This window comes from Streptomyces sp. NPDC056373 (assembly GCF_042262425.1).
GTDB lineage: Bacteria > Actinomycetota > Actinomycetes > Streptomycetales > Streptomycetaceae > Streptomyces.
This window is the reverse complement of the sequence record NZ_JBHJPX010000003.1, coordinates 17,968-40,608: the sequence shown is the minus strand read 5'-3', so window position 1 is coordinate 40,608 and position 22,641 is coordinate 17,968. Positions and strand designations below refer to the sequence as shown.

Annotated in this window: 13 protein-coding genes; 11 read left to right on the top strand and 2 right to left on the bottom strand. The window is 74.2% G+C overall.

Annotation, left to right across the window (positions count from 1 at the left end; genetic code table 11):
* Window positions 1–926: 926 nt before the first annotated feature.
* The 9 genes from ACFCXS_RS06955 to ACFCXS_RS06915 all read left to right on the top strand — a co-directional run bounded on the left by ACFCXS_RS06955 (window position 927) and on the right by ACFCXS_RS06915 (window position 17,996).
* A complete protein-coding gene (locus ACFCXS_RS06955; RefSeq protein ID WP_376642405.1) occupies window positions 927–3,560 on the top strand; it encodes an FtsK/SpoIIIE domain-containing protein in 2,634 nt (877 codons plus the stop codon).
* 176 nt (window positions 3,561–3,736) lie between these two features.
* A complete protein-coding gene (locus ACFCXS_RS06950) occupies window positions 3,737–5,149 on the top strand; it encodes an ABC transporter substrate-binding protein (protein ID WP_376642023.1) in 1,413 nt (470 codons plus the stop codon).
* A gap of 4 nt (window positions 5,150–5,153) precedes the next feature.
* Complete coding sequence (locus ACFCXS_RS06945) at window positions 5,154–6,500, top strand: carbohydrate ABC transporter permease (RefSeq protein ID WP_376642022.1); 1,347 nt, start codon at window positions 5,154–5,156, stop codon at window positions 6,498–6,500.
* A gap of 91 nt (window positions 6,501–6,591) precedes the next feature.
* Complete coding sequence (locus ACFCXS_RS06940; RefSeq protein WP_376642021.1) at window positions 6,592–7,452, top strand: carbohydrate ABC transporter permease; 861 nt, start codon at window positions 6,592–6,594, stop codon at window positions 7,450–7,452.
* A gap of 142 nt (window positions 7,453–7,594) precedes the next feature.
* A complete protein-coding gene (locus ACFCXS_RS06935; protein WP_376642020.1) occupies window positions 7,595–9,856 on the top strand; it encodes a CDP-glycerol glycerophosphotransferase family protein in 2,262 nt (753 codons plus the stop codon).
* 203 nt (window positions 9,857–10,059) lie between these two features.
* Window positions 10,060–12,258: a CDP-glycerol glycerophosphotransferase family protein gene (locus ACFCXS_RS06930; protein ID WP_376642019.1), complete on the top strand. Its 2,199-nt coding sequence runs from the start codon at window positions 10,060–10,062 to the stop codon at window positions 12,256–12,258.
* An 8-nt stretch (window positions 12,259–12,266) separates the two neighbouring features.
* Window positions 12,267–14,507 carry a CDP-glycerol glycerophosphotransferase family protein gene (locus tag ACFCXS_RS06925; protein ID WP_376642018.1) on the top strand — a complete coding sequence of 747 codons (2,241 nt, stop codon included), beginning with the start codon at window positions 12,267–12,269 and terminating at the stop codon, window positions 14,505–14,507.
* Window positions 14,504–16,309 (top strand): hypothetical protein, encoded by a 1,806-nt coding sequence (locus ACFCXS_RS06920; RefSeq protein ID WP_376642017.1) that lies wholly within the window; start codon window positions 14,504–14,506, stop codon window positions 16,307–16,309. The genes ACFCXS_RS06925 and ACFCXS_RS06920 overlap by 4 nt, the downstream gene beginning before the upstream one ends.
* A gap of 106 nt (window positions 16,310–16,415) precedes the next feature.
* Complete coding sequence (locus tag ACFCXS_RS06915) at window positions 16,416–17,996, top strand: hypothetical protein (protein ID WP_376642016.1); 1,581 nt, start codon at window positions 16,416–16,418, stop codon at window positions 17,994–17,996.
* Here the strand turns inward: ACFCXS_RS06915 and ACFCXS_RS06910 are convergent.
* A complete protein-coding gene (locus tag ACFCXS_RS06910) occupies window positions 17,986–18,399 on the bottom strand; it encodes an organic hydroperoxide resistance protein (RefSeq protein ID WP_161368937.1) in 414 nt (137 codons plus the stop codon). The genes ACFCXS_RS06915 and ACFCXS_RS06910 overlap by 11 nt on opposite strands.
* A 95-nt stretch (window positions 18,400–18,494) precedes the next feature.
* Here ACFCXS_RS06910 and ACFCXS_RS06905 point away from each other — a divergent pair, with 95 nt between their 5' ends.
* Complete coding sequence (locus ACFCXS_RS06905; RefSeq protein ID WP_376642015.1) at window positions 18,495–19,013, top strand: MarR family winged helix-turn-helix transcriptional regulator; 519 nt, start codon at window positions 18,495–18,497, stop codon at window positions 19,011–19,013.
* Here the strand turns inward: ACFCXS_RS06905 and ACFCXS_RS06900 are convergent.
* A complete protein-coding gene (locus ACFCXS_RS06900; RefSeq protein ID WP_376642404.1) occupies window positions 18,940–20,709 on the bottom strand; it encodes a hypothetical protein in 1,770 nt (589 codons plus the stop codon). The two genes, ACFCXS_RS06905 and ACFCXS_RS06900, sit on opposite strands and share 74 nt — an antisense overlap.
* A gap of 166 nt (window positions 20,710–20,875) precedes the next feature.
* On the opposite strand from ACFCXS_RS06900, the gene ACFCXS_RS06895 reads away from it, so the two are divergent.
* Complete coding sequence (locus tag ACFCXS_RS06895; RefSeq protein WP_376642014.1) at window positions 20,876–22,591, top strand: glycosyltransferase family 2 protein; 1,716 nt, start codon at window positions 20,876–20,878, stop codon at window positions 22,589–22,591.
* The last annotated feature ends 50 nt before the right edge of the window (window positions 22,592–22,641 follow it).

Genomic DNA, 22,641 nt, shown 5'->3' with positions numbered 1-22,641 from the left:
CGGGGCCGGAGACGCCGCATATAGAGGGCGGCGGAGCGGACTCGGGGGTGCTGGGGGGCGAAGGTGGCGGCCCGAGGTCGCAAGCGCAGCGGAGCGAAGGCGGGGGCACCAGGGCGGAAGCGCCGTGGAGCGAAAGCGGCGGCGCCGGGCCGGAGGCGCCGCATATAGAAGGCGGCGGAGCGGGCTCGGGGGCGCTGGGGGGCGAGGGCGGCGGCCCGAGGTCGCAAGCGCCGCGGAGCGAGGGCGGCGGCCCGAGGTCGCAAGCGCCGTGGAGCGAAGGTGGGGGCACCAGGGCGGAAGCGCCGCGGAGCGAAAGCGGGGGCACCAGGGCGGAAGCGCCGTGGAGCGAAGTCGGGGGCGCCAGGGCGCAAGCGCCGCGGAGCGAAAGCGGCGGCGCCGGGGCGGAAGCGCCGCGGGAGTGGGGGCAAGGTCGCGGGGCCCGCACGGCGGACAGTGGGGATGAAGCCCGTTCGGGAGGCCATCGGAGCGAGGTGCCGCCCCGGGGGGCCGACGGCAGAGCCCGGCCGGGACGCCGGAGCGACGTGCCGTCCCAGGGTGCCGCGGGCACGGCCCACGCCGAGGGCCGTCGGAGCGAGGTCACGCCCGCGAATTCCGGCGGCGAAGCCCGTTCCGGTGGGCGCCGGAGCGAGATGCCGCCCCCCGGTCCCGGGGGCGCTGCCCACGCCGGCGACGGCTGGAGCGAGGTGCCGCCCGGGGGCACCCGGGGTGAGGCGCGACGGCAGACGGCCGGTGGTGGAGCACGGTCGGGGTCGGCCGGGTCGGGGCGGACGTCCCCGGAGCCTCACGGAACGCGCCCCGGTCCGCCGGAGGACACACTCCGGACCTCCCGGCAGCACGATGCGCCTCGGGGCTCGTCGCCCCTGGCTCCGCCCGGCCCCGGGCGCCGGAGCGACGCCGGCCGGCCGGTGAGCGAGGCCGGGGACACGCATGCGGGTCGTTCCGGGGCCGGGGCGTTCGGTGACCTGGCCCGGGAGCGCCCCGGACCGGCGCACGGCGGCGACGTCGGCAGCGGTGTCGGTGTCGGCGTCGGCGCCACGGACGGAAGCGGTCACGACCCCTGGGCCCCGGGCCCCGGCAGCGACGACCCGGCTCTCGCCGACCAGCGTGCCGGGCGTGGGCGCAAGGGCACTCCCCTCCGCGGCACCGACATGCCCCAGCAGACCCGCAGGCGTGGCGGGCTCGGGGCATGGGCCCGGCGGCTGGCCGGAGGCCGCGGCGAACAGGCGGCGGAACCACACGAGACGTACGAGGACGAACCGGCCGCGGTGGTGGCCGCGGAGCACCACCCGGTCGTCGAGCCGGCCGCCCCGGAGACCTGGCCGGACCCTGCCACGCTGCTGCTCACGGCTCTGGGGCCCGGACCCCGGCTGTGGGAGCGGGGCCCCGGCCACCCGGAGGCCCTCGCCGTGCGCCTCGGTACGGCCGACCGGGCGGCACCGGACGGCTCGGGCCTGCTGCCCGCCGTCCCCGTGACCGCCGGACTGCGCGAGGTCGGCGCCCTGGGACTGGCCGGGCCGCGGGCGCGGCTGACCGGGCTGACCCGTGCCGTCCTGGCCCAGCTCACCGCCCTGCACTCCCCCGACACGCTGGAGATCGTCCTGATCTCCGCGGACCGCTCCCGCGCGCTGGAGGAGCGGACCGCCGAGTGGTCCTGGCTGGGCTGGCTGCCGCACGTGCGCCCGGGGCACGGGCAGGACTGCCGGCTGCTCCTGGCACACGACCGCGAGCAGGCCGCCGCCCGCGTCGACGAGCTGACCCGCCGTCTGGAGGACCACCTGGAGGACGCGGGCCGGGCCGGCGGCCCCACAGGCGTCGGCGGCACCCCGGCAAGCCACAGCTCACAGCCGACCGGCGCCCCGCCCCCGCACCACACCGTCCCGGTCCCCCACCGCCCCTCCTGGGCCCTGGGCGACAGCGTCGGCGGCGACACGGTGGGCGGTTTTCCCGGTCCGTACACCGTCGTGGTCGTCGACGGCGATCCCGGCGGTGCCGACCTGCGTGGAGCCCTCGCGCGGCTGGCGCTGGAGGGCCCCCGGGCCGGTATCCACATGGTCTGTCTGGCCGAGACGGCCGCCGCCTCCCCGGCCTCGCCCGTGACGGACACGTACGAGGCGGCCTGTTCGGTGGCACCGGTCTTCCGGCAGTGCGGTGCGGTCGCGCTGCTCAGCGGGGACGTGGCGACGGCCCTGCGGCTGATGCGTGTGGCCCGTACCGGTGGCGACGGCTCGTCCGCTGGGCCCGTCGGGCACGGCACGGTCGCCACCGTCGACGCCGTCTCCACCGCCTGGGCCGAGCGGTTCGCGCGGGCGCTGGCGCCGCTGCGCACGGACGGCCCGGCGAGCGAGCGCCACCCGCGGGTCTCCGCACCGCTGCCGCAGGCGGCGCGGCTGCTGGACGAGCTGGGTCTGGCCCGCGCCACCCCGGCGTCGCTGATGGCCCGCTGGGCGGACGCGGCCGACGACGCCGAGGCGCTGGGCGGCCGGGTGCGCGCGGTGCTGGGCGCCGGGCCGCGCGGCCCGGTGGGCGTCGACCTCGCCGCCCAGGGTCCGCATCTGCTGATCGAGGGCCCACCGGGCAGCGGCCGTACGGAGCTGCTGCGGTCGATCGTCGCGTCCCTGGCCGCAGCCGAGCGGCCGGACCACCTCGGCATCGTGCTGGTCGACGGCCGGGGCGGCCCGGGCGCGGGCGGCGGCAACGGCGAGGGACTGCGGGTGTGTACGGACGTACCGCATGTCACCACGTTGCTCATGGCCCACGACCCGGTCCGGATGCGGGAGTTCGCGCAGTCCCTGAGCGCCGAGCTGAAGCGGCGCGCCGAGCTGCTCGGGCGGTCCGGCTTCGCCGAGTGGCACACCGGCCGCGAGCTGTCGGGCCGGATGGTCGCGCAGCGCACGGCGACGGCCCGGGGCGGCGCCCAGACCGAGACGGGCGGCGCGGGAGGGGCCGGCGACCTCGACTCGCCGTCCAGTTCCACCATGCGGCTGCGGCCCGGCACGGCCCGGCGGCAGACGGGCGCGGCCGCGCCCCCGCTGCCCCGGCTCGTCGTGGTCGTGGACGACCTGGACGCGCTGGTCGCCCCGGCGCTCGGCTCGACCGGGCGGCCCGCGGCCGGGTCGGTGATGCGCGCGCTGGAGGCGGTGGCCCGGGACGGCGAGCGGCTCGGCGTCCATCTGGTGGCGGCCACCGGCCCGTGCGCCCGTACGGCGGAGACGGAACCGGCGCGCCGGGCCACCCTGCGCGTCGTGCTCGACGCCCCCGCCTCGGGCCCGGAGGAGCCCGCGCCCGGCCGGGGAAGGCTGACCGGTGCGGACGGGCGGGTCACCCCGTTCCAGGGCGGCCGGGTCACCGGCCGGATCCCTCGGACGGCGACGCTGCGTCCCACGGTCGTCCCCCTGGAATGGCACCGCATGGGTGACCCTCCGGCCCGGCGTCCGGTGCGGGAACTCGGAAACGGCCCGACCGACCTGGCACTGTTGGCCAGCGCGCTGGAAAGGGCGGCACGGGAGGTCGCGGCTGCGAAGGTGCCGTCGCTCCTGTGAGCGGGGAGGGCCTCCAGCCCCACCCGCGTCATGGGGCCGCGTCCCTGGTCACGAGGGAGTCACGATCCCCCGCTTGACAGCGGACGCCATCTTGCCGCCCCCGCACACCCGGGCGTAGACCAGATCGCACGGGAGCGCGCTCGACGTTCGACGAGGAACGAAGAAGCGGGGCAGTCATGCGCATGACGAGCAGCACCATCCGGACACGCTGGTCGCCCGAGCGGGACACGGCGACCCCCCAGAGCCGCAGAGCCGTCAAGGCCGCGGCCGCCGTCGCGGCGGGAGCACTCGCGCTCTCGCTCAGTGCCTGCGGAAGCAGCGACAGCGACAGCGGTGGAAGCACGGGCGAGACCACGGGAACCGCAGGCAACGTCACCCTTCCCAAGCTCGACGGGACGAGCCTGGAGATCGCCGCCGTGTGGACCGGCACGGAACAGGCCAACTTCAAGAAGGTCCTTCAGGAGTTCGAGAAGCGCACGGGCGCCAAGGTCACGTTCGTGCCCGCACAGGACCCGATCATCAACTTCATCGGCTCGAAGGTGGCCGGCGGGCAGCCGCCGGACATCGTGATGCTGCCGCAGCCCGGCGCCATCAAGCAGGCCGTCGACAAGGGCTGGGCCAAACAGCTGGGCTCCGGCACCGTCAAGGAGCTCGGCGAGAACTACTCGCAGGGCTGGCAGGACATCGGCAAGGTGAACGGCAAGCCGTACGGCGTCTACTACAAGGCCGCCAACAAATCCCTGATCTGGTACAACAACCAGGTCTTCGAGAACGCGGGGGCCAGTGAGCCCGAGACCTGGCCGGACCTGCTCAACACCGCGCAGACGGTCTCCGACTCCGGCGTCACCCCGTTCTCCATCGGCGCGGCCGAGGGCTGGACGCTGACCGACTGGTTCGAGAACGTCTACCTCTCGCAGGCCGGCCCGGAGAAGTACGACCAGCTGGCCAAGCACGAGATCAAGTGGACGGACCCGTCCGTGAAGGACGCGCTGACCACCCTCGCGCAGGTCTGGGGCAAGCCCGACTGGATCGCGGGCGGGGCGAGCGGGGCGTTGCAGACCGACTTCCCGGCCTCCGTCACGCAGGTCTTCACCGGCGGGGACCAGCCCAAGGCGGCCATGGTCGCGGCGGGCGACTTCGCGCAGGTCAACATCCCGTCGAGCATGAAGATCGGGACGGACGCGAAGGTGTTCCCGTTCCCGGCCGTGGGTGACCAGGGCCCGGTGGTCTCGGGCGGCGACGCGGCCGTGATCCTTCAGGACTCCAAGGGGTCGCAGGCCCTGGCGACCTGGCTCGCCTCCCCGGACGCGGCGTCGATCCAGGCCAAGCTGGGCGGCTACCTCTCGCCGAACAAGAACGTGCCGAACTCCGACTACCCGAACGCGGTGCAGCAGAAGATCGCCAAGGCGCTCATCGACGCCGGTGACGACTTCCGCTTCGACATGTCCGACCAGGCCCCGCAGGCCTTCGGCGGTACGCCCGGCAAGGGCGAGTGGAAGACCCTGCAGGACTTCCTGAAGAACCCGAAGGACATCGCGGGGACGCAGGCGAAGCTGGAGGCCGAAGCAGCAGCGGCGTACGGGAACTGACGTCATGACGTCGGTCCCGGCGGCAGGGGGCACCGAGCCCCCTGCCGCTCCCAAGTCGCGCAAGAGTGTGACCGGCACCCGCAGGACCGTCGCGGCGCTGTTCCTGCTGCCCGCGCTCGTCCTGCTCGGCGCGCTCGTGGTGTACCCGATCGGGTACTCGGTCGTGCGCAGCTTCTACGACCAGTCCGGTGACGGCTTCGCCGGAATAGACAACTACACGGCCCTCTTCACCGACGAGGGCATCCGCACCGCGCTGAAGAACAACATCATCTGGGTGGTGTTCGCGCCGACGATCGCGACCGCGCTCGGCCTGATCTTCGCGGTGCTGACCGAACGGGTGCGCTGGGGTACGGCGTTCAAGCTGGTCGTCTTCATGCCGATGGCGATCTCGATGCTGGCGGCGGGCATCATCTTCCGCCTGGTGTACGACCAGGACCCGGACAAGGGCGTCGCGAACGCGGTGTGGGTGGGCGTGCACGACACGTTCGCCCAGGCCTCGGCGTTCCCGAAGGCCCACCCGGGCCGCGAGTCGCCGCTGAAGCCGGCCGGCGGGGGCGCGTTCGTCACCACGTCGCCCGTCCGCACGGGCGAGGCGGTCTCGCTGCCCCTGGTGGGTGTGGCACCCGACCAGATGCCCGACGGCGCTAAGGCCGCGGTGGCGGCGAAGCCCGAGCCGGACAAGGTCACGGGCACGACCTGGCAGGACTTCACCCGCGGCAAGGGCGTCGGCACACTCAACCGTGTGGACCCGTCCGAGCTGGGCTATGCCGGCATGCGGATCGAGGCCGTGAAGGACGGCAAGGTGGTGGCGTCGACGACGGCCGCGGGCAACGGCACCTTCACCCTTCCCGCCTCGGCCGACGGGGCGCAGCTCAGGCTCCCGGCGGCCAACTTCAAGGAACCGTACAACGGCCTGGACTGGCTCGGCCCGTCCCTGGTCACCCCGTCCATCATCGGCTCGTACATCTGGATGTGGGCGGGCTTCGCGATGGTGCTGATCGCGGCCGGGCTCGCGAGCGTGCCCCGGGAGCTGCTGGAGGCGGCCCGGGTCGACGGCGCGAGCGAGTGGCAGGTGTTCAGACGCGTCACTGTGCCGCTGCTGGCGCCGGTCCTCGCGGTCGTCACCGTCACCCTGATGATCAACGTGCTGAAGATCTTCGACCTGGTCTTCATCATCGCTCCGGGCTCCTCCCAGGACGACGCGAACGTCCTCGCGCTGGAGCTGTACCGCAAGGGCTTCTCCGAGGACCAGCCGGGCATCGCCAGCGCCATCTCGGTGTTCCTGCTGCTCCTCGTGATCCCGGTGATGTGGTTCAACGTACGTCGGCTCAGGCGGGAGGTGCGGCGATGAAGGCGGCCCGGCCTTCCCCCGGCTGGGGGTCCGGGGGTTACCCCCCGGGGAGGCGCAGTAACGTACGTCGGCTCAGGCGGGAGGTGCGGCGATGAAGGGCATGCAGTCGCTGGGATCGCGGCTCGCCGGGGCGGTCAGCGGCGGTGTGCTGCGGGTGATCCTCGTCGTCGTCGGAGTGTTCTGGCTGGTGCCGACCATCGGGCTGCTGGTGTCCAGCCTCCGTGCGCCGGAGGACATCGCGGCGAGCGGCTGGTGGAAGGTGTTCACCGAGCCCTCGCAGATCACCTTCGACAACTACTCCAAGCTGCTGCAGAACGAGGACATCACCAACTCCCTGCTGAACACGGTCTGGATCACCGTGCCGGCGACCCTGCTGGTCGTGATCATCGGCTCGCTCGCGGGCTACGCCTTCGCCTGGATGGAGTTCCCCGGCCGGGACTGGTGGTTCCTGGGCGTGGTCGGCCTGCTGGTCGTGCCCGTGCAGGTCGCGCTGATCCCGATCGCCGAACTCTTCGGCAAGATCGGCATCTTCGGCTCGGTGCTCGGCGTGGTGCTCTTCCACGTCGGCTTCGGACTGCCGTTCGCGGTGTTCCTGCTGCGGAACTTCTTCGCGGAGATCCCGCGGGAGCTGCTGGAGGCGGCGCGTCTGGACGGGGCGGGTGAACTGCGCCTGTTCTTCCGTGTCGTGATGCCGCTGGGCGCCCCGGCGATCGCGGCGCTCGGCATCTTCCAGTTCCTGTGGGTGTGGAACGACCTGCTGGTCGCGCTGATCTTCTCGGACTCCGGGAGCCAGCCGATCACGGTCGCGCTCCAGACGCAGGTAAGGCAGTTCGGAAACAACATCGACGTGCTGGCACCCGGCGCGTTCATCTCGATGGTGATCCCGCTGGCCGTCTTCTTCGCGTTCCAGCGGCAGTTCGTGTCCGGCGTGATGGCGGGCGCGGTCAAGTAGCGATCAGAGCACCGTAGTCGAAGGGGTGGGCCGGGGGCGGTCCGCCCCTTCCGCGTTCCCCCGGATGCCGTAGCGACCGTAACCAAGTCGGCCCATCGGCCGTTCCCGGGCCGAACGCCCGCGCCGACCGATGGATGGCCTCTTGCCCAGGTTCAGTGTCATTGTCCCCGCGTACCAGGTTCAGGCGTACCTGCACGAGTGCCTCGAATCGGTGCTCTCCCAGTCCTGTCCCGATCTGGAACTGATCGTCGTCGACGACTGCTCGCCGGACGCGTGCGGTGCGATCATCGACGAGTTCGCCGCCCGCGACACGCGCGTACGCCCCGTCCACCTGCCGGAGAACGTGGGCCTGGGCCGCGCGAGAAACGCCGGCGTGGCCCACGCGAGCGGCGACTACCTGCTGTTCCTGGACAGCGACGACACCCTCACGCCCGACGCGCTGCGGTCGATCGCCGACCGGCTGAAGGAGACGGGCGAGCCGGACGTGCTGGTCTTCGACTACGCGCGCACCTACTGGACGGGCGAGGCGGTCCGCAACCAGGCGGCCCTGCAGCTCACCGAGCAGGGCCCGGCGCCGTTTAGCCTGGAGGACCGGCCGGGGCTGCTGCGGCTGCTGATGGTCGCCTGGAACAAGGCCTACCGGCGGGAGTTCGTCGAGCAGGGGGGTTTCGTCTTCCCGCCCGGCGTCTACGAGGACACTCCGTGGACGTACCCGGTGCTGATGACCGCCGAGTCGATCGCGACCCTCGACCGGGTCTGCGTGCACTACCGGCAGCGGCGGCAGGGCAGCATCCTGCGCACCACCAGCGAGCGGCACTTCGACGTCTTCGAGCAGTACGACCGGGTCTTCGCGTATCTCGACGAGCGCCCCGAACTGGACCGGTGGCGGCCGGTGTTGTTCCGCCGCATGGTGCACCACCTGGTGATCGTGTACTCGCGGCGGGACCGGCTGCCCCGGGGCTCGCGCGCCGATTTCCTGCGCCGGGCCCGCGCCCACTACCGCCGCTACCGCACCCCCGGCGTGCCCGTCCCGCTGCGCTGCCGGATCCACCACGTCCTGATCCGTTTCGGCCTGCACCGCACCTACCGCACCCTCCAGCTGGCGTCGGCCCTGCACCGCGCCGCCACCGGGACCGCCGGGAAGCTGCTGCGGGGCCTGCGGTCGGCCGCCCTCAGGACGCACTACCGGGTGCAGCGCTGCCTGCCGCTGCGCGCCGACCGCGCCGTCTTCGCCGCCTACGACGGCCGCGGCCACGGCTGCAACCCGGGCGCGCTGGAGGCCGCGTTCCGCGACCTCGCGCCGCACGTCCGCACGGCGTGGATCGCCCACCACGAGCACCACCACACGATCCCGCCCGGCCCCCGCCGCATCACCCCCGGGACGGCCGCCTACTGGACGGCGCTCGCCCGCTCCCGCTACCTGGTCAGCAACACCGGCTTCGACGACCGGCTGGCCAAGCGCCGGGGCCAGGTCCTGATCCAGACCGGGCACGGCACCCCGCTCGGCCACATCGGGCTCGACCTCCAGGAGCGTCCCGCGGCGGCCCGCGGCCGTGACTTCGCGCGGCTGCTGAAGGACGTCGACCGGTGGGACTACGTGCTGTCCGCCAACCGCCACACCACCCTGACGAACGAGCGCGTCCACCCCGGCCGCTACACCACGCTGGAGTACGGCTACCCCCGCAACGACGTGTTCCGGACGGCGACCCCGGCGGACGTGGCCCGGCTGCGCGCCTCGCTGGGCATCCCGCGCGGCGCGGTGGCGATCCTGTACGCGCCGACCCACCGCGACTACCGCCGCTCCCAGCGCCGGCCCCTGGACCTCCAGCGGATCGCGCGCCGCCTCGGCCCGCGCTTCATCGTCCTGGCCCGCGCCCACCACGCCTACGACACCCCGCTGACCAGCACCTGCGGCCGGGTCGTCGACGTCTCCGGCCACCCGAGCGTGGAGTCGCTCTGCCTGGCGTCGGACGCCCTGGTCACGGACTACTCGTCGCTGATGTTCGACTACGCCAACCTGGACCGGCCGATCATCGTCCACGCCGACGACTGGGAGGCGTACGACGCGGCCCGCGGCACCTACTTCGACCTGCGCGAGGTCCCGCCGGGCGCGGTCGCCCGCGGTGAGGACGAACTGATCGACATCTTCGCCACCGGCCACTGGCGCGGCTCCCGCTCGACCCAGCTGCGGGCGGCGTTCCGCGAGCGGTTCTGCACCTACGACGACGGGCGGGCCGCCGAGCGGGTGGTGCGCCGGGTCGTGCTCGGGGAGTCGGAGCTGCCGCCGGTCGTGCCGCTCGGCGAGCGCCGCCCGGTGCCCTCGGCGGCGGCCTCGCTGACGCGTGAACCGCTCACCACGGTGCCGTTGCCGGCCGGGCCCCACGCCGTCACCGACAGCATCTGAGCACGGTTCGCACCCCGGGGAGTCCGCATGCCCTCCAGCCCGTCGCGGCCGACGCCGTCCCGGCCGCCCTCCTGGCGGCCGTCGGGGCGTCCGGGACGACCGCGACCCGTGTGAACCGGCCCGCCCGACCTGCCCGAACCGGCCCGCCCGACCCGTCTGAACCGGCCCGCCCCGACAGACCGCCTCCCGACAGAAAGAGCCACATGCCCCGCTTCAGCATCGTCGTCCCGTCCCATGGGGTCGCGGGCCGGCTGTCCCTGGCGCTGGACTCCGTCCTCGCCCAGTCGTTCGGCGACTTCGAGCTGATCCCGGTGTGCGACGCGCCCGACGCACCGGCGGCGGACGTCGTCGCCGGGTACGCCGAGCGGGACTCCCGGGTGACGCCGGTGCACTCGCCGCCGTCGGACGGACTGGCCGGGGCGCGCAACACCGGGCTGCGGGCGGCCGTCGGCGGCCATGTGCTGTTCCTCGACGGCGACGACGTCCTGGTCCCGGGCGCGCTCGCGGCACTGGACGCCCGGCTGGGCGAGACGGGCGGCGTGGACGTCCTGTACTTCGAGCACGAGCGCACCCCCTGGTGGGAGGGCGAGCCGACCAACCCGGCCGCGCCCCTGCTGGCCAGGGCGCCGGACGGGGCCTTCTCCCCCGGCCGGGCCCCGCGGCTGACGGGTGTGGCGCTCCCGGCGTGGAGCGCGCTGTACCGCCGGTCCTTCCTCACCGAGCAGGGCCTCGCCTTCCCCGGTGACCACTACACCGACATCGGCTTCGGCGGGCTGGTCGCCCTGCGGGCGGAGCGGGTGGCGGTGTTGCGCGCGGTCGTCGTCCGCCACCTGCTGCGCCGGCAGGGCAACCTGCTCGGTCTGCCCGGCGAGCACCACACCGAGCTGCTCGACCAGTGCGAGCTGGTGCTGGCGGGGGCCTCGGAACAGGGGCTTTCGGCGGAGCGGCGGTCGCCGCTGTTCGAGCAGCTCTTCGCCGCCGTACTGAAGACGGCCGCCCATCCCCGGCGGCTGACGTCCGGACGGCGGGCCTTCTTCCGGCGGGCGAGCGTGCTCTACCGGCGGCACCGCCCCGCCGGTTACCGGGCGCCCGGGGGCAGCCTCGGCGTCCAGCACCGGCTGCTCGCCTCCGGGTCGTACCCGGCGTTCCGCGCCCTGCGCGGCGCCAACCGGACGGCCGCCCGGGTCGCCGCGCTGCTCCCCCGCCCGCGGGGACTGCGGACCCGGCTGCGCTACGCGCTCGCCCTGCGCCTCCCGCTCGACGAGAACCTCGTCGTGTACTGCGCGTACTGGGGACGCGGCTACGTCTGCAACCCGGCCGCGATCCACGCCGCGGCCCGCGCACTCGCGCCGCACCTGCGCGCGGTGTTCCTGGTGGAGCCGGACGCGGTCGGCAGCGTGCCGCCGGACGTGGAGTGCGCGGTGATCGGCAGCCGGAAGTACTGGCAGGTGCTCGCCCGCGCCAAGTACCTCGTCAACAACGCCAACTTCGCGGACGCCGTGGTCAAGCGCCCCGGCAGCGTGCACCTCCAGACCCAGCACGGGACCCCGCTGAAGACGATGGGCGCCGACCAGGCGACGTACCCCGTGGTGGCCGCGGCGACCGGCAGCATCGCCAGGCTGCTGGCCCGGGTGGACCGCTGGGACTACAACCTCACCTCCAACCGGCACTCCACCGAGATGTGGGAGCGGGCGTTCCCCAGCGCGCACGAGACCCTCGAGTACGGCTATCCGCGCAACGACGTGTACTGCACGGCGTCCGCCGAGGACGTGGCCCGCGTCCGCAAGGAACTGGGCGTCCCCGACGGCAAGAAGGCGCTGCTGTACGCCCCCACGCACCGCGACTACGCCACCGGTTTCGAGACGGGCCTGGACCTCGCGGGGTTCTGCGAGGCGATCGGCGACGAGTACGTGGTGCTGCTGCGCGCCCACTACTTCTACGACCAGGGCGCGAGCAGGGGCGGCGGGCGGATCATCGACGTCACCGGGCACCGCTCGTCGGAGGACGTGTGCCTGGCCGCCGACGCTCTGATCACGGACTACTCGTCGATCATGTTCGACTACGCCAACCTGGACCGGCCGATCGTCGTGTACGCCGACGACTGGGACGTCTACCGGGAGACCCGGGGGGTGTACTTCGACCTGATGGAGCTCCCGCCCGGCCGGGTCGCGCGGACGCCCGAGGAGCTGGCTGCCGTCTTCCGCGACGGCTCCTGGGCGGACGGGTCCGCCGCGGCCCTGCGGGCCGCGTTCCGGGAGCGCTTCTGCCAGTTCGACGACGGGCGGGCCGCCGAACGCGTGGTGCGCAGGGTGCTGCTCGGGGAGCCGCCCGAGTCGATCCCGCCCGTGGTCCCGCTCGCGGAGCGCGTCCCGGCCCCCGCTGCCACCCTCGTGAGGAGCTGACCGAAGAAGTGCCCCTCTTCAGCATCATCGTCCCCGTCTACAAGGTGCAGGGATTCCTGCGCGAGTGTCTCGACTCGGTGCTCGGCCAGTCCCACGGCGACTTCGAGGTGATCGCCGTGGACGACCGCTCGCCCGACGGCAGCGGTGCCATCCTCGACGAGTACGCCGCCCGCGACGACCGGGTGCGGGTGCTGCACCTGCCGGAGAACGTGGGCCTCGGCCGGGCCCGCAATGCCGGTCTCGCGCAGGCGGCCGGCGACTACGTCCTGTTCCTGGACAGCGACGACGCCTACACGCCCGGCCTGCTGGCCGCCGTCGCCGCCCGGCTGGCGGCGACCGGCGAGCCGGACATCCTGGTCTTCGACCACGTGCGCACCCACTGGTGGGGCCGGGGCGGGCGCAGTGAGGCGGCGGACCTGCTGGCCGCGGCGGGCCTGGAGACGTTCACCGTCCGGGAGAGCCCGCAGTATCTGAACCTGTTCCTGGTCGCCTGGAACAAGGCCTACCGGCGCTCCTTCCTCCAGGAGCACGGGCTTCGGTACGCGGCGGGGCTCTACGAGGACGCGCCGGTCACCTACCGGTCCATGGTGCTGGCCGGGCGCATCGCCTGCCTGGACCGGATCGGCGTGGAGTACCGGCAGCGCCGGCAGGGCGCGATCACCAGGACACCGGGGCGCCGGCACTTCGACATCTTCCCGCAGTACGAGGGCCTGTTCGCGTTCCTGGAGCAGCGCCCCGACCTCGACTGGGCGCGGCCGCTGCTGCTGGAACGGGCCCTGGACCACATGCTGTTCGTGCTGGCCCGCGAGGACCGGGTACGGCCCGCCGACCGGGGCGACTTCTACCGCGAGATCCGCTCCTTCCACCGCCGTCACCTCCCCGAGGGCGGCTTCCCGCTGCCGGACGGCTGGCGCGGGGCGGAGATGCGGCTGCTCGCCTCGGCGCCCTACGCGTCGTACGCGGCGGCCCGCGGGCTGCGGGACCTGCGCGGGGCCGCCCTGGGCGGGCAGCGGAAGGTGGTGAAGAGGGCGTCGGAGACGGCCCTGCGCGGCTGGTACGCGGCCCAGTCGAAGCGTCCCCTCGATCCGCACCTGGCGGTCTACTCGGCGACCCACCACCGGGGCGTGACCGGTGATCCGGCCGCGATCCACGCGAAGGCGCGTGAGATCGCCCCGCACATCCGGGGCGTGTGGGTGGTCCGGGAGGACGCGGTGGAGGCGCTGCCGCCCGGCATCGACCATGTGACGCCGGGTTCGCGGCGCTACCACGAGGTCATGGCGCGGGCCACGTACTGGGTGAACAACGTCAACTGGCCCGGCACGCTGGCCAAGCGGCCCGGCAGCGTGCACATCCACACCCACCAGGGCACCCCGCTGAAGTACATGGGCGCCGACCTGCTGACCAAGCCGGGCGCCCGGCACGGCTTCGACGTGCCGCAGATGCTGCGCCGGGCGGACCGCTGGGACTACAGCCTGGTCGGGGGGCGGCATGCCGAACGGGCGTGGGAGCGGGCGTACCCGTGCCGCTTCACCTCGCTGCGGACCGGCAGCCCGCGCAACGACGTGCTGGTCGGCGCGGGGCCCGAGCGAGGCCGGGAGGTGCGCGAGCGGCTCGGCATTCCAGCCGGTGACACGGTGGTGCTGTACGCGCCGACCCGCCGCGACTACCGGCGGGGCGGCCATGTCGACCGTTTCGACCTGGCCCGGTTCGCCGAGGACCTGGGTCCCGGGCACACGCTGGTCGTCCGGCTGCACCCGTCGCTCGCGGCGGGCGTCCCGCGCGGCCTCGGCCTGTCCGACCTCGACCGGCGAGGCGTGCTGGTGGACGCGACCGACGAGCCGCACGTCGAGGACGTGCTGCTCGCCTCCGACGTGCTGGTCACCGACTACTCCGCCCTGCTGTTCGACTATGCCCTGCTGGACCGGCCGATCGTCGTCCACGCCGACGACTGGGGGGCGTTCGCGGCGAGCCGGGGCGCCTACTTCGACATCACGGCCGACGCACCGGGCCATGTGTCGCGCTCGTACCGCGAGCTGGCCTGGCTGTTCGCGTCCGGCACCTGGCAGGACGCCGAGGCGGCGCGGCTGCGGGCGGGCTTTTGTGAGCGGTACTGCGAGTTCGAGGACGGGCGGGCCGCCGAGCGGGTCGTCCGGCTGGTGATGCTGGGCGAGCGGGGCGGGGCGCTGCTGCCCGCGGCCCGCCGGACCGAGGGTGCCCGCATCCGGACCGAGGCGCTGATCGAGAGATGAGAACTCCCGCGACCCCCGAGGCCGTCCCCTCCCTGCCCGGCCAGCGGGCCTCCTCGGCCCGGCCGCCCGCCGTCGCCGGGCGGCCGCGGCCGGTGCGGTGGTGGCACGCCGCCCTGGTCGCCGTGCCCACCGCGGCCCTGTTCGTGCTGGGCTACCGGCGCCGCTGGATCTGCGACGACGGGCTGATCTACCTGCGCCCGGTCCGGCAGATCCTGGCGGGCAACGGGCCGGTGTTCAACGTCGGGGAACGGGCGGAGAGTTCGACGGGCACCCTGTGGCAGTGGCTGCTCGCGCTCACCACCTGGGTCACCGGCGAGGACCCGGCGTTCCTCGCGGTCGGCCTGGGACTGCTGCTGAGCACCGCCGGGTTCGCGTTCGCCCTGCTCGCCACGTGCCGGCTGCACCGGGGCGCCGGGCTGCTGCTGCCGGCGGGCGTGTTCGTGCTCCTGGCCGTGCCGCCGTTCTGGTCGTACATGACGTCGGGTCTGGAGAGCGGCCTCGGGACCTTCTGGACCGGCCTGTCGTGGTGGCTGCTGACGCGGACCCGGCGTGCCGGGAAAGCCCGTGAGACGTGCACGGCCGCCTTCGTGTTCGGGCTGGGTCCGCTGGTCCGGCCCGATCTCGCGGTGGTCACGGCGTGCTTCCTGGCCGCCCAGTGGTGGGTGCTGCGCCCCTCCCGGCGGGGCACGGCGGCGATGCTGGCGTCGGCGGGAGCGGTACCGCTGGTGTACGAGGTGTTCCGGGCCGGGTACTACGGCATCCTGGTGCCGCTGCCCGCCATCGCCAAGGAGGCAAGTGCCAGCGACTGGAGCCGGGGCGCCGGGTACGTGCAGGAGACGCTCGGCCCGTACTGGCTGTGGCCGGTCGTGCCGGTGCTCGCGGCGCCGGCCGTCCTGCTGGTCCGGCGCACCCGCCGGGAGCAGCGGGATCGCGCCCCGGGGCGGGCCTCGCTCGCGGTGCTGACGGCGCCGCTCGCGGCCGGTCTGCTGCTGGCGGGGTACGTCGTGCGCGTCGGCGGCGACTACATGCACGCCCGCATGATCCTCCCCGCGCTCGTGCTGCTGCTCCTGCCGGTGCTGGTCGTGCCCGCGACCAGGGTCACCGGCGCCGCGGGCGTGCTGCTGGCGGTGTGGCTGTGCGCGGCGGTCGGTCCGCTGCGGGCACCGTTCGACGTGCGCAGCACGCCCGGGTCGTTCAACGTGCGCAGTTCCGACGTGGAGAGCCTCGGCGACCACAACCCGGTGCGCACCGCCACCTGGGTGGCCAACTGGCCCGCCCTGCCCGAGGGACGCGCCATGCTGGCCCGGGCGGAGCGCGCGCCCGGGCCCACGCTGCTCTACTTCGACGCCGGGCGGCGGCTGCACGCCACGCCGATGCGCGCGGACACCCCGTACCGGGTGGTGATCGTGGGGCGTCACCTCGGAGTGACGGGGGCGGCGGCGCCGCTGGACGCCTACGTCAACGACGCCTGGGGGCTGGCCAGCCCGATCGGCGCGCATCTGGCGCTGGAGCGGTGGAGCTGGCCCGGGCACGAGAAGTTCCTGCGCAACTACTGGATCTTCGCCGAGTGGGCGGCCGAGAACCCGCCGCGGCCCGACCTGCTGCGGGCCGGGGCCTCCCGGGAGACGGTCCTGGCGGCCCGGGCCGCGCTGGACTGCGGGGAACTGGCCGAACTGCGGGAGTCGGTGCGCGCACCGCTCACCGCCGAGCGGTTCTGGCATAACCTCACCGGGTCGGTCGAGCGGACACGGTTCCGTTTCGCACGCTGGCCGGCGGCGGCACAGCAGACGCTGTGCGACTGACCGTCGGCAGGTGGGGGTAGGGCCTCACCCGATGAAGTGATCCGGGGTCAGGGCGTGGGTAGGGCGGGAACATTCGGCGCATGCCCCAGACCCCTTCCGCCTTCCGGTGAGCGCCCCGGCCCTGGTCCGGCGGGCCGTGCGCGGCGCGACGGCGCTGCGCGGCGGCCGTGTCGGCAGGCTCACCCCGTACCAGTTCTACGGCGCCCTGTTCTGGCTGGTGATGACGCTGGCGTACTGGCGGATCCCGCTGTGCTGCGACGCCGGGCAGCACGCGGCGGTCGTCGAACGCCTCAAGGCCGACCTGCTGCACCCGGCCCACTCCATGGCCGACCTGCCGGGTGAGGGCAGCCCCTACTACGGCCCGTACGCCGTCGCCCAGGGCGTGCTGGCACGGCTGACGGGGCTGTCCGGCTGGGAGGTCGTGAAGCTCGCCGGGCCGGTGCACCTGGTGGTGCTGCTGACGGGGCTCGGCCGTTTCGTCAGGACCCTCACTGCGCGTCCCTGGGCGCCGGTGTGGGCGCTGCTGTTCATGACGGTGCTGTGGGGCACCGTGCGGATCCTGTGGAGCGGCTACCTCGGGCTGATGTCGATGACGACGAACCTGGGCTACCCGTCCACGGTCGCCATCGGCCTGACGTTCTGGGCGTGGGCCTGGACGGGCGCCCGGGCGCGGGACGACGCCCCCGCCGTGCGCTTCGTCGGTCCGAGCGGGCTCGGCGGCTGGTGGGGGTACGCCGGGATCGGTGCCCTGTACGGGCTGATCCTGCTCACCCACCCCGTCACGGCGGCCTCGGCGCTCACCGGGGCGGTGGCGATCGTGGCGGCCCGGCAGCGCGGCTGGCGCCGCCCGGTCGTGGCCCGCTGGACCCTCACCGGGGCGGTCTGCGCGGCGGTCGCGGTGGCGTGGCCGTACTACGACGTGCTGGCGCTGGTCAGCGACACCGGCATGGACGCGATGCACCGGCAGCTGTACGAGAGGATGCTCGGCAATTCCTGGCTCGCGCTGCTCGGCCTGCCCGCGCTGTGGGCCCGGGCCCGCAGGTCGGCGCGTGATCCGCTGGTGTGGATGTTCCTGCTGGAGTGCCTGCTGGTGGCGTACGGCTGGGCGAGCGGGCACTACACGTACGCCCGGGCCCTGTGGGCCGTACTGGTGCCGCTGCAGTTCGCCCTGGCGGTGGAGCTGGCGGCGCCCCGGCCCTGGCGGCGGGCACGGCGGGTGCTGGGCGGGGTGGCGGCGGCCGGGGTGTGCGCCGGGTTCGTCACGGTGCACGCCGGGGCGGTGGTGCCGCGCTCGGTGGACCCGGTGGGGTTCGCACAGCCGACGCGCTGGCCGTCGTACGACTGGGCGGCCCGGCACATCGGGCCCGGCGAGGTGGTGATCACCGACGGGTACCTGGCCAGTCACGCCATCGCCGGGTACGGGCCGAACCTCGCGGCGCCCATCTGGCCCGACCCCGCCCTGGACGAGCGGCGGCGGGAGCGCCGGGCGGCCGACGTGCGCGCTTATCTGGCCCCCGGTTCGACCCGCGCCGAGCGGTCCGCCGTCGTCCGCCGCTACCACGTGCGCTGGCTGTTGCTGACGCGCTGGCACCCGGTGCCCGAGGAGGCCGTGGTGGTGGCGTGGAGCAGCCGGACGGGGGAGGTGCTGGCGCGGGTCGGGGGTGGTGTGCGGGTGGTTACTCGATGACGAGGTCGACCTCGATGTTGCCGCGGGTGGCGTTGGAGTAGGGGCAGACCTGGTGGGCCTGCTCGACCAGCTTGCGGCCGGTCGCCTCGTCCACGCTGTCGGGCAGCTCCACGCGGAGGGTGACGGCGAGGCCGAAGCCCTCGCCCTGCTTGCCTATGGAGACCTCGGCGGTCACCGCGGCGTCGCTGACGTCGACCTTGGCCGCGCGGCCGACGAGGCCGAGGGCGCTGCCGAAGCAGGCGGCGTAACCGGCGGCGAAGAGCTGCTCGGGGTTGGTGCCCTGGCCGTTGCCGCCCAGCGCCTGGGGCATGCCCAGGGCGAGGTCCAGCACGCCGTCGGAGCTGACGGCCCGGCCCTCACGGCCGTGGGTGGCGGTGGCGACAGCGGTGTAGAGCGCGTCCATGGAAAACCTTCCCTCTCACGTCGGTGTTCGGCGGCCCGCTTCCGGGCCGCTCGACCTCCAGAATTAGAGCACACAATTCAGTTGTGTGCAATTGAATGACGGGCGCGAGCTACCCTGGGAGCATGAACACGCTGGAAGACGACTGGCTCCGCCTGGACCAGCAGATCTGTTTCTCCCTGCACGCGGCCTCCCGCGCCTTCAACGGCGTCTACCGCCAGGTCCTCAAGGACCTCGGCCTCACCTACCCGCAGTACCTGGTGATGCTCGTGCTGTGGGAGCACGACGAGCTGCCCGTGAAGAGGCTCGGCGAGCACCTGCGTCTGGACTCCGGCACGCTGTCGCCGCTGCTGAAGCGGCTGGAGGCGGCCGGTCTGGTACGCCGGGAGCGCAGTGCGCGCGACGAGCGGTCGGTGGAGGTGCGGCTGACCGAGGAGGGCGTCGCGCTGCGGGCGCGGGCGCTTCAGGTGCCGCGCCGGATCGCGTCCTCGACCGGCTTCGGCCCCGAGGAGGTCCGCGCCCTGCGGGCCCGCATCGACGAGCTCACCACCGCGCTCGACGCGGCCGCGGCGCTCGCGGAGCCGCAGGGCGGCTCGCCGGCGACCCGGCCGTCGTAGCGGCTCCGGCCGGGTCGCCGGGTGGTGCCGCTACGACGGCCGGCTGCCGCCGGACGTGGAGGCGGAGGACCACCCCGTCCCGGGTGTACTGCTCCCGGACGGTGAACTCCTCCCTCAGCAGGGCGAGCTTGGTCCGCTCGGCCGGATCGTCCGGGGACCAGCGCGGGTTCAGTACGTGCGCCTCGGCGACGACCCAGACGCGTTCCACCGAGGCGAGCCGCCGGCGCAGCTCCCCGGGGGCCGCCTCCCGGCCCCACAGCGTCCCGGAGCGGGGCGCGGACTCCCGCAGCGCGATGTCCCGCGCCCGCCGGAACCCCTTCGGGTAGGCCAGCGCGGCGAGCCTGCCGACCGACGGCAGGAACAGCACCGGGTCACCGGGGCGCATCCGGCGGACGGCGAGCGCGGAGACCACGGCGAGATTGTCCGGGCGGTGTGCGGCGGACCGGTCCTGGCGGTACACGGGTAGCTGGGTGAGGAAGGTGCCGGTGAGGGCGAGAACACCCAGGAGGCCGACGCCGACCCGCACCCGCCGCCCGCCGAACCGCGCCCGGCGAACGAGGAACCGCACCCGGCACCCGCCGGCCCGCACCCGGCGATCGAGAAACCGCGACCAGCGCCCGCCGGACCGCATCCGCCGCCCGCCGAACCGCACTCGGGACCCGTGGACCCGCACCCACCGCGCGCCGAACCGCACTCGGGACCCGTGGACCCGCACCCACCGCCCGCCGAACCGCACTCGGGACCCGTGGACCCGCACCCACCGCCCGCCGAACCGCATCCGCCCCAGTGCCCGGCCCGCTCGTCCGGCGCCGGCCGCGGCCAGCAGGGACGCGCCCGCCAGCGAATAGAGCACGTACCGGTCGTGGTAGAGCGGCCGGACCTGCGAGACGGTCATCAGAATCCCCGGCGGCACGAGCAGCAGCGGCACCGCGACCGCGGCCGTGCGCCGCTCCCGGAGTCCCACGGCCATCAGCAGCAGCGCGCCCCAGAACACCGGCCCCGCCGGACCGGGAGTGAAGTTCCGGGCGAGCCTCTCCACCCGGTCCCACCCCGGCGGCACCAGCCACGCCACCTGCCCGGCCTGCCCCTGCGACACCCACACCAGCGGCAGCAGAAGCAGTGCCGCCGCACCCGCCGCGAGCCCCCAGCCGGCCCACACCCTCCTCGGCACCCGCAGCAGCGCCAGCGTCAGGGCGTGCGCGCCCAGCACCGGCACCGCCAGCTCGTGCAGCGCACAGGTCAGGGCGACGGCCGTCCCGTAGCCCCACCAGGCCCGGGCCCCCGTCCCCTCCACGGCCCGCAGGAGCAGCAGCGTCGCCCCTGCCACACCCCCCGCGACCAGCGCGTAGGACCGTCCCTCCTGGGCGTAGTGGCCGGTCATCGGGGTGATCGCGTAGAGGACGCCGGCCCCCAGGCCGACCCGGGGCCCGGCCAGCCGGACGCCCAGGGCCGCGACCAGGCCGGCGGTCGCCGTCGCCGCGCACACGGCCGGCAGGCGCAGCACGACCTCGTCCGGGTGGACGGTGAGGACGACGTGCATGAACAGGTAGTACAGGCCGTGCACCGCGTCCACGTCGTGCAGCAGCCGCCAGATCTGCGGGACCGTGCGCTGCGCGACCTGGAAGGTGACGCTCTCGTCTCCCCACATGCCGCCGCGGTCCAGTCCCCACAGCCCGATCGCGAGCATCACCGCCATGGGAACCGCCACGGGCGCCACGGGCCGCGTACCCGTGGCGAACCCGCCGCTCCCCGCCGACCGTCCGCTCTTCACGGCCCGATTCTGTGCTGAATAAGAGGCTTCGCGTAGGTTTGATGGAGTGTTATCACTTTCATGTCATTCGCCCGGCTTACGATCCGTCGTGATGAGTGCCGAGAGTGAGACCGAGAGCGAGACCCGGCGTGCGTCCCGGGGTGTGACCGGGACGGGCGCCGGGGAGCCGCTCGCCGAGGTCGCCGTCGTGGTGATCGGTTTCGACGACGCCGCTCATGTGACGGACGCCGTGCGCTCGGCGCTCGCCCAGGGGCCGGCCGTGCGCGAGGTCGTGGCCGTCGACGACTGCTCCAGGGACGGCAGCGCAGGCCTGCTGGAACGCCTCGCCGCCTCGGAGCCCCGCCTGAAGGTGATCCGCCGCCGGGTCAACAGCGGCGGCTGCGGCACCCCCCGCAACACCGGGCTCGCCGCGGTGACCGCGCCGTACGTGATGTTCCTGGACAGCGACGACGTCCTGCCGCCCGGCGCGGTCGAGACGCTGCTCCGAGCGGCCGAGGGCGCGCACGCGGAGGTCGCGGGCGGCCTGTGCGTGCGCCGGGAGCTGCCGTCGGGGCGCGAAGTGGCCTGGCAGGAGAGCCTCTACGCGCTGCACGCCGTGGTCCCGCACCCCGCGCGACGACCGCGCCTGGTCCACGACACGCTCTGCGTCAACAAGCTCTACCGCACCGACTTCCTGCGCGCGCACGGCATCCGCTTCCCCGAAGGCCGGTTCCCGTACGAGGACGTCGTCTTCACCGCGCGCGTACTGGCCGCGGCCCCGCGCATCGCCCTGGTCCCGGACCGGGTCTACGTCTGGCACGTGCGCCGGTCCGCCGGGCGGCTGTCGATCTCCCTGGACCGGGCCGGTGTCGAGAACTGGCGGGCCCGTACGGAGGCGTGCCGGCAGGCGTACGAGGTGCTGCTGGGCGCCGGGCAGAAGGAACTCGCGCGGGCCGTGCGCGCCAAGTTCCTCGACCACGACCTGCGGATGTACGTGCGCGAACTGGTGTTGCGCGACACCGCGTACCGGCGCGCGTGGTGGGAGCTCACGCGGGCGCACCTCGCGGAGTACGACGCCGACGACTGGGCCCGCAACCCGGCCGCTCCCGGCCGGCTGGCCGGGCGGGTCGTCCTGGCCTCCCCGGAGCCGTGCGACCTGCCCCGGCTGCGGGAGCTCGCGGCGCGCCCGGCCCGCCTGTGCCCGCCGTACGCCCGCGCCGCGGACGGCACCCCCGTCTGGTCGGGACGCCTCCCGCAGGTCTCCCTGGAGCCGCTGCGGGCCCGGCCGGTGCGGGCCCTGCCCCTCGCCGTCGACGGGGAGCTGCGGCCGGGCGCGCGGGGCACCCGGCTGCGGCTGCGCCTGCACGAGCTGTACGGGCGGGTGGCACAGGCGGGTCCGGAGGCGGTGGAGGTGGAGTGGCGGCACCGGGACGACGATGACGTGGTGGTCCGGGGCGCGAGCGCGGCGCTCGCGCCGGGCGCGGGGGCGCACCCCGAGGCCTCGGGAACCGCCGCCCCCGTCGGTCGCGAGGCCGCCTGGTCGGCGGAGACGGCCGTCGACCTCGCCGCGCTGGCCGCGCTCGGCGCGGGCACCTGGGACCTGCGCCTTCGCGTCCGCTTCCGCGACGGCGCGAGCCGGGACGTCACGGCGCACGCGCTCGACGGCGCGGGTCTGCTGCGCCGCAGCGCCGTCCCGAGTGCCCGGCAGGGCGTGGTACTCGTACAGCCGTACTCCACCCACTCGGGCGCACTGGCGCTGCGGGTGGCTCCCGGCGTACGTGGTGTGCTGTCGGTAGTGCGCCGACGGCTGCGCCGCCTGCTTCACTGAAGGCACGACGACAGCGACGAACCACACGGATCGGCGCGCACCACCACCAC